General features: G+C 70.9%; 10 protein-coding genes. 8 read left to right on the top strand and 2 right to left on the bottom strand.

Annotated elements, in window-relative coordinates:
* The first annotated feature begins 140 nt into the window (after positions 1 to 140).
* The 4 genes from ACFVQ3_RS06085 to ACFVQ3_RS06070 all read left to right on the top strand — a co-directional run bounded on the left by ACFVQ3_RS06085 (position 141) and on the right by ACFVQ3_RS06070 (position 6,296).
* Entirely contained in the window at positions 141 to 1,367 is a 1,227-nt protein-coding gene (locus ACFVQ3_RS06085; RefSeq protein WP_387636338.1) for an SPFH domain-containing protein, read from the top strand.
* Between the two features lie 228 nt (positions 1,368 to 1,595).
* Positions 1,596 to 2,312 (top strand): TetR/AcrR family transcriptional regulator, encoded by a 717-nt coding sequence (locus ACFVQ3_RS06080; protein ID WP_387636336.1) that lies wholly within the window; start codon positions 1,596 to 1,598, stop codon positions 2,310 to 2,312.
* A gap of 151 nt (positions 2,313 to 2,463) precedes the next feature.
* Positions 2,464 to 4,203 (top strand): ABC transporter ATP-binding protein, encoded by a 1,740-nt coding sequence (locus tag ACFVQ3_RS06075; protein WP_387636334.1) that lies wholly within the window; start codon positions 2,464 to 2,466, stop codon positions 4,201 to 4,203.
* Positions 4,204 to 4,376: 173 nt separating this feature from the next.
* On the top strand, positions 4,377 to 6,296 hold the full coding sequence (locus ACFVQ3_RS06070) for an ABC transporter ATP-binding protein (protein ID WP_387636465.1): 1,920 nt from the start codon (positions 4,377 to 4,379) through the stop codon (positions 6,294 to 6,296).
* A 97-nt stretch (positions 6,297 to 6,393) separates the two neighbouring features.
* Here the strand turns inward: ACFVQ3_RS06070 and ACFVQ3_RS06065 are convergent, their stop codons facing one another.
* Positions 6,394 to 6,837, bottom strand: coding sequence for a hypothetical protein (locus tag ACFVQ3_RS06065; protein ID WP_387636331.1), 444 nt, complete (start codon positions 6,835 to 6,837; stop codon positions 6,394 to 6,396).
* Positions 6,838 to 7,040: 203 nt separating this feature from the next.
* Here ACFVQ3_RS06065 and ACFVQ3_RS06060 point away from each other — a divergent pair, with 203 nt between their 5' ends.
* From ACFVQ3_RS06060 to ACFVQ3_RS06045, 4 genes are all read left to right on the top strand, one after another.
* On the top strand, positions 7,041 to 8,039 hold the full coding sequence (locus ACFVQ3_RS06060; RefSeq protein WP_387636328.1) for a phosphodiester glycosidase family protein: 999 nt from the start codon (positions 7,041 to 7,043) through the stop codon (positions 8,037 to 8,039).
* Between the two features lie 6 nt (positions 8,040 to 8,045).
* Entirely contained in the window at positions 8,046 to 9,335 is a 1,290-nt protein-coding gene (locus ACFVQ3_RS06055) for a glycosyltransferase family 2 protein (RefSeq protein WP_387636326.1), read from the top strand.
* A 191-nt stretch (positions 9,336 to 9,526) separates the two neighbouring features.
* Positions 9,527 to 10,384 (top strand): TrmH family RNA methyltransferase, encoded by an 858-nt coding sequence (locus tag ACFVQ3_RS06050; protein WP_387636462.1) that lies wholly within the window; start codon positions 9,527 to 9,529, stop codon positions 10,382 to 10,384.
* Between the two features lie 452 nt (positions 10,385 to 10,836).
* Positions 10,837 to 12,141, top strand: a complete 1,305-nt coding sequence (locus ACFVQ3_RS06045; RefSeq protein WP_387636324.1) for an MFS transporter — start codon at positions 10,837 to 10,839, stop codon at positions 12,139 to 12,141.
* Positions 12,142 to 12,188: 47 nt separating this feature from the next.
* Here the strand turns inward: ACFVQ3_RS06045 and ACFVQ3_RS06040 are convergent, their stop codons facing one another.
* Positions 12,189 to 13,037, bottom strand: coding sequence for a helix-turn-helix transcriptional regulator (locus tag ACFVQ3_RS06040; protein ID WP_387636322.1), 849 nt, complete (start codon positions 13,035 to 13,037; stop codon positions 12,189 to 12,191).
* Positions 13,038 to 13,078: the final 41 nt, after the last annotated feature.

Genomic DNA, 13,078 nt, shown 5'->3' with positions numbered 1-13,078 from the left:
GCGATCGCTCCCCGAGGCGGCTCGTGCCGTCGCTCGGCGGCCACGCTGCACCGCCCGACCGTTCCCCGCCCCCACCGCACCGCACGACCAGTACCGCGTGACCCGTCAGCCCACCGAGAACCATCCTCAGGAGAAGATCGATGAGTGATCCAGACCCCGGAATGATCGCCGTGTACGTCGTGCTCGGACTGATCCTGCTGTTCGTGATCATCGCGCTCGTCAAGGCTGTGCGGATCGTCCCGCAGGCGACCGCGCTGATCATCGAGCGGCTGGGTCGCTACTCGAGCACGCTCGAGCCGGGACTGCACCTGCTCATCCCGTTCGTCGACCGCGTGCGTGCGGGCGTCGACCTGCGCGAGCAGGTCGTCTCGTTCCCGCCGCAGCCCGTGATCACGTCGGACAACCTCGTGGTCAGCATCGACACCGTCATCTACTTCCAGGTCACCGAGCCCAAGTCCGCGGTCTACGAGATCGCGAACTACATCCAGGGCATCGAGCAGCTCACGGTCACCACGCTGCGCAACGTCGTGGGCTCCATGGACCTCGAGCAGACCCTGACGAGCCGTGACCAGATCAACGGCCAGCTCCGTGGCGTGCTCGACGAGGCGACGGGACGCTGGGGCGTGCGCGTCAACCGCGTCGAGCTCAAGTCGATCGACCCGCCCGCGAGCGTGCAGGGCTCGATGGAGCAGCAGATGCGCGCCGAGCGTGACCGCCGCGCGACGATCCTGACGGCCGAGGGCATCAAGCAGTCCCAGGTCCTGACGGCCGAGGGCGAGAAGCAGGCCGCGATCCTGCGGGCAGAGGGCAACGCCCAGGCCGCGATCCTGAACGCCGAGGGTGAGGCCCGGGCCATCCTGCAGGTCTTCGACGCCATCCACGAGGGCGACGCCGACCCCAAGCTGCTCGCCTACCAGTACCTCCAGATGCTGCCGAAGATCGCCGACGGCACCGCGAGCAAGCTGTGGGTCGTCCCCACCGAGTTCACGGCCGCGCTGGGATCGATCGCCCAGGGCTTCGGCGGCGTGCCGACCCCGTCGGGCGACGGCTCGGAGGCCTCCGAGGCCGCGCGTCGCGAGCGGGACCGTGACCGCGTGAAGTTCGGGACCCCGGCGCTGGTCGACCCGGCCGAGGCCCTCGCCGAGGCTCGTCGTCAGGCCGAGGCCGCCACCGCCGACGCGACGAGCGCGGGCACGCACTCCGGCCTGCCGTTCGACCAGCAGGCTGAGCGCGGGCAGCGTCCCGGTGGTCCCGGGCAGCGCTTCGCACAGGCCCCCGAGCCGGGCACGGCCGCGCCGCGCCCTCTCGGTGCGCCCCCGGCCGACGCGCCGGAGGACGTCGAGGGCGGTCCGGAGGAGCGCCCGTAGCCTCGGCCGGCACGCCTCCGGTGAGGCGCAGCAGGACATCGGTACCCGGAGGGGCGTCGCGCGAGCGGCGCCCCTCCGGTGTTGCCCGGGGGCCAGGGGCGGTCAGGAAGGCGGGGTCACGTGCCTGACCGGTCTCGGTCCGGTGTCGAGCAGGTTCGGCACCCAGCAGCCGGTCGGTTGCGCCGGGCAACCTTGACGAGTGAGTGCTCACTCACTTAGGGTCGGGGTGTGACCACACCTTCGGGCCGAGCCCGACCCATGAGCCGCGACGACCGTCGCGCGGCGATCGCCACCGCGACCGTCCCGCTGCTCGCGCGCTACGGCGCCGCGGTGACGACCCGGCAGATCGCCGAGGCTGCGAACGTCGCCGAGGGCACGCTGTTCCGGGCCTTCGAGGACAAGGACGAGCTCCTCCACGCGGCCCTGGTCGCGGCGCTCGACCCCGCGCCGCTGGTCCGTGCGATCCACGACCTCCCGCAGCAGGACTCGCTCGAGACGACCCTCGTCGCCCTGGCGGACCTCATCCAGGAGAGCCAGCGCGCGACGGCCAGGATCGTCCAGGTCGCCCACCAGTTCATGGGGGACCGGCACGGCCGGCCCGGCCAGCACTCCCGGTCCGGCGGCCAGGGCGACGCCCCGCACCGCCGCCACGGCGACCAGGGCGGGGACTCCCACCGGGACGCCCGGATGTCGGCCGTGCAGGACGTCGTCGGTGCGATCGAGGCGCGCATCGCGCCGTTCGCCCCCGAGCTGCGCACCGACCCGCGCGTCGCGGCGAGCGTGTTCTTCTTCCTGGTGCACGGTCACGCGAGCCCCATGATGTCCCAGGGTGGCCCGCTCGACCCGACCCAGATCGTCGACGTCTTCCTGCACGGTGTCCTCGAGGACCCGTGCCGGGCGAACGGCCCGCCCGCAGCCCCCGTCCCGACGGCGTCGCTCGCCTGACGCCGCCCCTCGCCCTCGCGGTCGCCGCCACGGCGACGCATGCTGGACCGGTCGGCGAGGCCACCGAAATCGCTCGACGCGCGCTCCGTCGTCGGGCACCGTCGAGATCCCCGTCCTCCTCTCGTCCCCCACCCCTGACAGGACCCCCCACATGCTCCTTCGTCTACTGAGGACGTACCTGCGTCCCTATCGGACGCCCATCGTGATCCTGCTCGTGCTCCAGCTCGTGCAGACCATCGCGACCCTCTACCTGCCCAGTCTCAACGCCGACATCATCGACAAGGGCGTCACGCAGGGCGACACCGCCTACATCATGAGCACGGGCGGCGTCATGCTCGTCATCAGCCTCGGGCAGGTGATCTGCGCGATCGTCGCGGTGTACTTCGGCGCCAAGGTCGCCATGTCGTTCGGTCGCGACGTGCGCAACGGGCTCTTCACGCGCGTCCAGTCCTTCTCCGCGCAGGAGATGGGCGTGCTCGGCGCCCCGTCGCTCATCACCCGCACCACCAACGACGTCCAGCAGGTCCAGATGGTCGTGCTCATGGCGTTCACCATCATGGTCATGGCGCCCATCATGCTCGTCGGCGGCGTCATCATGGCGCTCCAGGAGGACGTCGAGCTCTCGGCGCTGCTGCTGGTCGTCGTGCCCGTCCTCGGGATCGTGGTCGGGCTCATCGTGTCCCGCATGGTGCCGTACTTCCGCAAGATGCAGAAGCGCATCGACGCGATCAACGGCGTGCTGCGCGAGCAGATCTCCGGCATCCGCGTCATCCGGGCGTTCGTGCGCGAGCGTCGCGAGGAGGAGCGGTTCGCCGTCGCGAACGACCGGCTCTACGACACGTCGCTGCGCGTCGGCAAGCTCATGGCGCTCATGTTCCCGACCGTCATGCTCGTCATGAACGCGACCAGCGTCGCCGTCCTGTGGTTCGGTGCGTACCGCGTCGAGAACGGGATGCAGATCGGGGCCCTGACGGCGTTCCTCAGCTACATCATGTACATCCTCATGGCCGTGATGATGTCGACCATGATCTTCATGATGGTCCCGCGTGCGGCGGTCTCGGCCGAGCGCATCGGCGAGGTCCTCGACACCGAGACGACCGTCGTCGAGCCGCAGGCGCCCGTGCACCTGGCTGCCCGTGCCGACCGCACCGGCGTCATCACGTTCTCCGACGTCGACTTCCGGTACCCCGGCGCCGAGGACCCCGTGCTCCACGACCTCACGTTCACGGCCCGGCCGGGTGGGACGACCGCGATCATCGGGTCCACGGGCTCGGGCAAGACGACGCTGCTCCAGCTCGTCCCCCGGCTCTTCGACGCGACAGCCGGGTCGGTCCGCATCGACGGCACCGACGTCCGTGACGTCTCGCTCCAGGACCTGTGGTCGATGATCGGCTACGTGCCCCAGAAGGCGTACCTGTTCTCCGGGACCGTCGCGGACAACGTCCGCTACGGCAAGGAGGACGCGACCGACGAGGAGGTGTGGGAGGCGCTCGAGGTCGCGCAGGCGCGCGAGTTCGTCGAGCAGCTCGACGGGCAGCTCGACGCCCCCGTCGCGCAGGGCGGCACCAACTTCTCCGGCGGTCAGCGTCAGCGGCTCGCGATCGCCCGCGCGATCGTCCGCAAGCCCAGCGTCTACCTGTTCGACGACTCGTTCTCGGCCCTCGACTACGCGACCGACGCGGCCCTGCGGCTCGCCCTCGCCCCGCGGACCCGCGAGGCCACCGTCCTGCTCGTCGCCCAGCGCGTCGCGACCATCCGGCACGCCGAGCAGATCGTCGTGCTCGACCACGGCCGCATCGTCGGCACCGGCACCCACGACGAGCTCCTGGAGACGTGCGAGACGTACCAGGAGATCGTGTACTCGCAGCTCTCGGCGCAGGAGGCAGCATGAGCACCCAGACCCCCCGCCCGAGCGACAACCCGGGCGACAAGAACGCCGAGCCGCACGTGACGCCGTCGGGCGGGGTGCAGGACGCACCCGAGGGCGACAAGCCCGACCTGTCCACGACGCGCCTCAAGGGGCGCCCCCAGGGTGGCGGCCACGGCCCCATGGGCGGCATGGGCATGCCCACCGAGAAGGCCATGAACTTCACCGGGTCGCTCAAGCGCTTCGCGGGCTACCTGCGCGTCGAACGGCTCGCGGTCGCGGTCATCACGGTCCTGTCGATCCTGTCCGTGACGCTCGCCGTGCTGGGCCCCAAGCTCCTCGGCAACGGCACCAACGTCATCTTCGCGGGCGTGATCGGCTCGCAGATGCCCGCCGACATCACCAAGCAGCAGGCCGTCGACAACCTGCGCGCCACCGGGCAGACCACGCAGGCGGACATGCTCTCGGCCATGGACGTCGTACCCGGCCAGGGCATCGACTTCACCGCGCTGCGCGTCATCCTGCTCTGGGTCCTCGCGATCTACGTCGGCTCCTTCTTCTTCGGCTGGATCCAGGGCCGCGTGACGACGTCGGTCGTGCAGCGCACCGTGCGTCGCCTGCGCGCCGAGGTCGAGGCCAAGCTCGGCCGGCTGCCGCTGTCGTACTTCGACCGCCAGAAGAAGGGCGAGGTCCTCAGCCGCGTCACCAACGACATCGACAACGTCGCCCAGACGCTCCAGCAGACGCTCTCGCAGCTCGTGACCTCGGTCCTGACCGTCGTCGGCGTGCTCGCCATGATGTTCTGGATCTCGCCCCTGCTCGCGGTCATCGCGCTCGTGACCGTGCCCCTGTCGGTGCTCGTCACGGCGCTGATCGCCAAGCGCTCGCAGCCCCAGTTCATCAAGCAGTGGGCCGCGACCGGACGTCTCAACGCGCACGTCGAGGAGATGTACACGGGCCACGCGCTCGTCAAGGTCTACGGCCACCAGCAGACGGCCGTCGACACGTTCACCGACGAGAACGCCGAGCTGTACGAGGCGAGCTTCAAGGCGCAGTTCATCTCGGGGATCATCCAGCCCGCGATGGGCTTCGTCGCGAACCTCAACTACGTGATCGTCGCGGTCGTCGGAGGCCTGCGGGTCGCGTCCGGCCAGCTCTCGCTCGGTGACGTCCAGGCGTTCATCCAGTACTCGCGCCAGTTCACGCAGCCGATCACCCAGATCGCTTCGATGATGAACCTCCTGCAGTCGGGCGTCGCCTCCGCGGAGCGCGTGTTCGAGCTGCTCGACGCCGACGAGCAGTCCCCGGACCCGTCGCCCGCGGTCGTGGTCACGGACGTGCAGGGGCGGGTCGCGTTCGAGGACGTCTCGTTCCGCTACGTGCCCGACCGCCCGCTCATCGACGACCTGTCGATCGTCGCCGAGCCCGGCCAGACGGTCGCGATCGTCGGGCCCACCGGGGCCGGCAAGACGACCCTCGTGAACCTCATCATGCGGTTCTACGAGGTCGACGGCGGGCGCATCACGCTCGACGGCGTCGACACCCGGACGATGAGCCGCGACGGGCTGCGGTCCAACATCGGGATGGTGCTCCAGGACACCTGGCTCTTCAAGGGGACCATCGAGGAGAACCTGCGCTACGGCGTGCCCGACGGTGTCGAGGTCACCGAGGAGCAGTTCCTCGAGGCGACGAGGGCGACCCACGTCGACCCGTTCGTGCGCACGCTGCCCGACGGGTACGCGACCGTGATCGACGACGAGGGCTCGGGCGTGAGCGCGGGGGAGAAGCAGCTCCTGACCATCGCGCGCGCGTTCCTCGCCGACCCGGCGATCCTCATCCTCGACGAGGCGACGAGCTCGGTCGACACGCGCACCGAGGTGCTCGTGCAGCAGGCCATGAACGCGCTGCGCGCCGGGCGGACGTCGTTCGTCATCGCGCACCGGCTCTCGACCATCCGCGACGCCGACGTCATCCTCGTCATGGAGGACGGCGCGATCGTGGAGATGGGCAACCACGAGGTGCTCATCGAGAAGGGCGGCGCGTACGCGCGGCTCTACGAGAGCCAGTTCGCGGCCGCAGCGGTCGAGGAGGTCGCCGAGGGGGAGATGACCCGCTGACGCGGGTCCCCGTGAACGACGAGAGCCGGTGCCGCCTTCTGGGCGGTACCGGCTCTCGGGGTTTCGCCCGGGATGGGGGCGAGGTCGCTGCTGAGGGTCAGGAAGCGGTGTACCCGGCGTTGTCGCAGATCGACTGGAGGTCGGCGACGGCCTCGGTCACCCCGGTGGTGTCGATCGAGGTGCCCGTCTCGTCGGCGATGTCGTCAGCCATCTGGAACGGGGTCTTGATCTTGCTGATGACGAGGTTGGTGTCCTCGGGGCCAGCGAGGCGCAGGATGGCCTCGAGCTGGATGTTGGTGCTGCGCATCGCGTTCGACTGGTCGTCCGTGAGGGCCGCCATGTCGAACTCGAGCTCGTCCGTGACGCGCTGCGCGACCGACTGCTCACCGCCGTCGAAGTACTTCGCGCACACCTGGAGGTTGGTCGCGCCGGCAGGGGTCTCGTCGGTGGAGGAGCCGCTGTCGGTCGTGGTGTCGGTACCGCACGCGCTCAGGAGCGCGATCGCGCCCACGGCAGCGAGTGCCATCATCTGCTTCTTCATGCATCCATGAAATCACGCGGGAACCCGGCTGAAAGTATGTATTAGTCGTACCGAGGTGCAAGAGTGAGCGACGTCTCACCTGAGAGTTCGGTGGGAGCGTGTCGTCGTGACGGCGATCACGCGCCGCTGTCAGGACGCACCTCACAGCGACCCCTCAGCCGGCACCTGTGCCCGGCACACGCGGGCTCCGTAGACCTGGGTGCATGACGGACGACCAGCACACCAGCAGCATGCCCCAGCCCCCGCCCCCTCGGCGGCGTCGACGACGGCGAACGTTCCTCGCGGGCGGGCTCGCCCTGACGCTGAGCCTCGGCGGAGCGACCGCGTGGGCCCTCGACCGGTACGTGGTGGAGCACGTCGAGATCGCCGACGTCGCGGCCTACGAGGCGAGCCAGGCGTCGGCGCCGGACCCCGGGACGGAGGGGACGTCGTCGGGCACGTCGTCCGGTGCCGGTGCCGACGGCTCGACCTCGTCCGACGGGACGAGCGTGAGCGTGCGGCAGGTCGTCGAGGGGTCGGGCGACGACACCGTGACGTACTACGTCGCGGACGTCGTCCTGGGCGACGCGACCGACCTCCGCTCGGCCTTCGCCCAGAACGCGTTCGGCGAGAACATCACCGAGAAGACCTCGGACATCGCGGCCGACAACGACGCGCTCCTCGCGATCAACGGCGACTACTACGGCTTCCGGTCCACGGGCATCGTGATCCGCAACGGGGTCGTCTACCGCGACGAGGGCGCGCGCGAGGGCCTCGCGTTCTACCGCGACGGGACCGTCGAGGTCTACGACGAGACCGCGACGACCGCGCAGGAGCTCGTGGACGCAGGCGTGTGGAACACGCTGTCGTTCGGGCCCGCGCTGCTCGACGGCGGCGAGGTGGTCGACGGCATCGAGGACGTCGAGGTCGACACCAACGTGGGCAACCACTCGATCCAGGGCGAGCAGCCCCGGACCGCCGTCGGCGTGGTCGACCAGAACCACCTCGTCCTCGTCGTGGTCGACGGGCGCAGCACGGGGTACAGCCGCGGCGTGACCATGACCGGGCTCGCCGAGATCATGCAGGGCCTCGGCGCGACGACCGCGTACAACCTCGACGGCGGCGGGTCGTCGACCATGTACTACGACGGCGAGCTCGTCAACGACCCGCTCGGACGCGGCGCCGAGCGCGGCACCTCCGACATCCTGTACGTCGGGGAGTGAGCCGCCGTGATCGTGCTCGTCCCGGCCTACGAGCCGGGCACGGCTCTCGTCCGCCTGGTCGCAGCGCTGCGCGCGACGGGTGACGTGCGGGGGATCGTCGTGGTCGACGACGGCAGCGGCCCGGGCTCGCGGCCCGTGCTCGACGACGTCGCTCGCCTCGGGGCGGTCGTCGTCGGGTTCCCTGCCAACCACGGCAAGGGAGCGGCGCTGCGGCGCGGGTTCGCCGAGGTCGCGCGACGCTGGCCCGGCGAGGACGTGGTGTGCGCCGACGCCGACGGGCAGCACGCCGTCGCCGACGTCCTGCGGGTCGGGGAGCGGGTGCGCGCCGGAGACGCGGCCATGGTGCTCGGTGCGCGGACGTTCACGGGAGACGTGCCGCTGCGCAGCCGGCTCGGGAACTCCGCGACCCGCTGGCTGTTCCAGGCCGCGACCGGGACGCGGGTCCAGGACACGCAGACCGGGCTGCGCGGGTACCCCGCCTCGATGATCGGATGGCTGCTCGACGTGCGCGGAGACCGCTACGAGTACGAGCTCAACGTGCTCCTGGCCGCGGCGCGCGAAGGGCTGGCCGTGGTCGAGGTCGAGATCGAGACGATCTACCTCGACGACAACGCGTCCTCGCACTTCCGCCCGCTCACCGACTCGGCCCGCATCTACGCGCCGCTGCTCGCGTTCTCGCTGTCGTCGCTGCTCGCGTTCGGGATCGACACCGCGATGCTGCTCGTGCTCGACGCCCTGACGGGGTCGCTGCTGCTGGCGGTCGTCGGGGCGCGCGGCGTCAGCGGGGCCGTGAACTTCGTGGTGAACCGGCGGGTCTTCGGGGGGCGCGCGGGTGCGGGTGGTGGTGCTGTGGGCGGGGGCGGCAGTGCGGACGTGGGGTCGGCTGCTGCTGCGGTTGCTGAGGGCGCGGGCGAGGGCGAGGGCGGTCGTGCGGGCTCGGCGGCGGATGCTCGTGCGCGCGGGCTCAGGGACCAGCACGCGTGCGGGCTTCGGGACGGCTACGGCCGCGGTCCCGGATCCGGGCGCCGGGCCGCGCTGCGGTACGCGGCGCTCGCGGTCGGGCTGCTGGCCGCCGGGTACGGCATGCTCTGGGGGCTGACGGGGCTGGGGCTCGCGCTGCTGCCCGCCAAGGTCGTGACCGAGATGCTGCTCTTCGCGACGAGCTACGAGGCGCAGCGACGGGTGGTGTTCCGCCCGGTGGCTCCGACCGGGAAGCCCGAGCCGAGCGGGAGCGTTGCTGCCGCCGAGCGGTCGGTCGCCGGGCACGAGGTTCCACGCGCTCGATCACGAGGTTGAGGTCGCGAACGCCGCCAGAACGACCTCAACAACGTGCTCGGCACCGGTGGGCCCGATCGGGGGGGCGGGTGGGGTCCGGTCGCCGAGTGTGCAGTTCGGGTCGTCCTGGAGCGCTGGTGACCGCCCGAAGTGCACACTCGGCGTCCCCGGCCGCCGCCGTGAGCACCCAGGACAGCCCGGTGCGGGAGAATCTGAGCGTGCAGATCATCCACGTGACCGACCCCGCCGACCCGCGCCTCGCCGACTACACGAACCTCACGGACGTCGAGCTCCGCTCGAAGAACGAGCCGGAGAAGGGCATGTACATCGCGGAGAGCACCACGGTGATCCACCGGGCGCTCGCGGCAGGGCACCGGCCACGCTCCTTCCTGATGGCCGAGAAGTGGCTCCCGGGCCTCGAGGAGGCGATCTCCGCCGTCGGGCTGGACGACGGGCCCGGCGGGACGGGCGAACCCGTCCCCGTGTACGTCGCCGAACCGGCCGTCCTGGAGTCGATCACGGGGTTCAACCTTCACCGCGGTGCACTGTCGGCCATGCACCGCCCCGTCCTGCCGAGCGTGCACGAGCTGCTGACCACGGCCCGGGACGGACAGGGCGCGCGGCGCGTGGCGGTGCTGGAGGACATCGTCGACCACACGAACGTCGGCGCGATCTTCCGCGGGGCGGCCGGTCTCGGGGTGGACGCGGTGCTCGTCTCGCCCCGGTGCTCGGACCCGCTGTACCGGCGCAGCGTCCGGGTCTCGATGGGGACGGTGTTCCAGGTGCCGTGGACGCGGCTCGAGTCGTGGCCCGGCGGCGTCGAGGAGCTGCGCGAGCACGGGTTCACCGTCGCGGCGCTCGCGCTGTCGGACGACTCGCTGACCCTCGACGAGTACGTCGCGCGGGGCGACGAGAGGTCGGCGTTCGTGTTCGGTACCGAGGGGCACGGGCTGCACCGCTCGACGCTCGCGGCCGTCGACCACGTCGTGAAGATCCCGATGGCCGGGGGAGTGGACTCGCTCAACGTCGCGGCGAGCGCTGCCGTGGTGTTCTGGGCGACGCGGGCGTAGCCGCCCGCGCAGCGGACGACCTGCGCCGACACCGGAGGGCGCCCGTCCAGGACGGCGCCCGTCCCGCCCCCCTGATACGGCACTTTGTGACGGAAAGCACAAAGTTCGAGCACCAACGCTCCGCGCCGGGCCGGCGCCCCGTTCTTCGGGCGAAACGACCCGTGCCCGCCGCCGCCCGTGCGCCTGCTGCAGCCCGCCGTCGGGCACCACGGGCCTCGCGGGCCACGGCCTGCCCGAGTTGATCCGCAACAACGCCCCGAACCGGCAAAGCAGCAGGTCAGGGGCCCTTCCCGGCCCGTGTCCCGGTTCGGGACCAACGTCGCCCTGACGGGACCAAGGTCCCGGTACGCACGAGTGGACTCGTCCATAAGTTGTGGGTGCCCCCAGCCCCATTTCTCGAACGGAGACACCCGGTGGTCACAGCCGACGTAGCCCCCAGACCAGCACACCAGGTGAGCACCGACGCGCGCCGCGACCTCCTCGACTGGGACCCCAACGATCCCCAGCGCTGGGACTCGAAGGTCGCGTGGAGCACCCTGTGGGTCACGACGTTCAACCTCATGCTCGCGTTCATCATCTGGTACCTGCCCGGGGCCCTCATCCCCACGCTCGGCACGGTCACCGGGTGGGACCTGAGCGAGAGCCAGTCCTACTGGCTGCTCGCGATGCCCGGCCTGACGGGCGGGCTCCTGCGCATCGTCTGGATGATGCTGCCGCCCATGCTCGGGACCCGGAAGATGCTCACGCTGTCCGCGCTCCTGATGATCATCCCGTTCGTCGGGTGGACCTGGGTCGTGATGCTCCCGACGCAGCCGTCGTACGCGCTGCTCGTCGCGCTCGCCCTCGCCGCGGGCCTCGGCGGCGGCGTCTTCTCGGGCTACATGCCCTCGACGTCGTACTTCTTCCCCAAGAGCAAGCAGGGCACGGCCCTGGGCCTGCAGGCCGGCATCGGCAACTTCGGTGTCTCGGTCGTCCAGTTCGTCGTCCCGTGGGCCATCGGGTTCGGGATGTTCGGCCTCGCCGGTCAGCTCGCGCACCCGCAGAACGCCGAGCCCCGGCAGGTCTGGCTGCAGAACCCGGGCCTGATCTTCATCCCGTTCGCCCTCGTCGGCGTCGTGCTCGCGTGGACCCTGCTCAAGTCGGTGCCCGTCAAGGCCAACCTCAAGCAGCAGTTCGACATCTTCCAGAACAAGCACACGTGGCTCATGACCATGGAGTACGTCCTGACCTTCGGGATCTTCTCCGGCCTCGCGGGCACGTTCGGCATGCTGCTCAAGCAGCAGTTCGGCCCCGAGTACCTCACGTGGGTCTTCCTCGGCGCGCTCGTCGGCTCGCTCGCCCGCATGTGCTGGGGGCCGCTGTGCGACCGGTTCGGCGGCGGCGTCTGGACCGTGGTGTCCGGGGTGGGCGTGGCGGCCTCGGCCGGGCTCGTCCTGTTCGGCCAGGTCACGGTCGCGGACGGCGAGACGCCGAGCCTGCCGGTCTTCATGACCGGGATGGTCCTCATCTTCTTCTTCTGCGGGATCGGCAACGCCGCGACGTTCAAGCAGATGCCGATGATCTTCCCGGCCCGCCAGGCCGGCGGTGTGATCGGCTGGACGGCCGCGATCGCCGCGTTCGGGCCGTTCCTGTTCTCGATGCTGTTCAACTACCTGCCGAGGACGGCGGTGTTCGGCGGGATCATCGCCTACGCGCTGCTGTGCGCGGGCATCGCCTGGCACTTCTACGCACGGCCCGGTGCCGAGGCCAAGAGCTGACCGTGCGGTCGCCTGCAGTGCCCGACACCGGCCCCCGGGCCCGACGCTCAGCAGGCGTCGGGCGCGGGGCCTGCGGTCCGGCCCACGGCCCGCGGTCCGGGGGCACCCGGTCCCACGGCCTCCGGCCCCCCGGACACGACGATCGGGATCGGTGCGGCGTCGTCGTGCCTCTCCCGGTCGACGGTCTCGAGCCGCGCGACGCAGTGGTGCTGGCCGAAGTTCGGCACGAGCGCCGTGGCGCGCAGGTCGGAGCCGAGCTCGGCCAGGGTGCCGTTGATGAAGCCCGCGTGCAGGGAGCACACGACCTGCGGGGTGCTGCGGGCGGTCGCCACGAACGGACAGTTGTTGAGCACGAGCGCGTCCATGCCGTTGCCGGGCGCGGAGACGTGCGCGGACGGCTCGCCGCGCGGCGTCGGCGCGAACCACAGTGCGTCGAGCTTGGACACGAGCCTGGTCGAGACCTCGTCCTCGCTGAGGACCTCGCCCGGATCGGGGCACTCGGCGAGCTTGTGCCCCCACGTGCGCCCCACGGTGTACGTGAGGGTCGCGGCCTCGGGCACGTTGGCTGCGACCGCGGTCGTGAGCGCCTCGGCCAGGAGCCGGTAGGCCTGCGCACGCTCGTGCGTCTGGTTGGGCAGCGTGCCGCGGTAGAGCACCTTGGGCCGGCCGGGAGTCGTCCGGGTCTGCTGGGTGCGCTCGGCGAGCCCGGCGTCGACGAGCGACTCCAGGTGGAAGCGCGCGGTGTTCTGGTGGATGCCGACCTCGTCGGCGATGTCCTGGACGGACACCGGCGCCTTGGAGTCGCGCAGCAGCTGGATGACGTGCGTGCGTCGTCCGCCGTGGTCGCTGCGACCCGTCGTGCCGTCGAACCCTCCGTAGACCTGCTGCCTGGGCACCTGCTCGCCCCACTTCTTCCCGCTCGTGGACCACTGACATC

This window comes from Oerskovia sp. NPDC057915 (assembly GCF_042887685.1).
In the GTDB taxonomy this organism is placed as follows: domain Bacteria; phylum Actinomycetota; class Actinomycetes; order Actinomycetales; family Cellulomonadaceae; genus Oerskovia.
The sequence above is the reverse complement of the archived record's forward strand: the minus strand, read 5'-3'. Positions and strand labels throughout refer to the sequence as shown.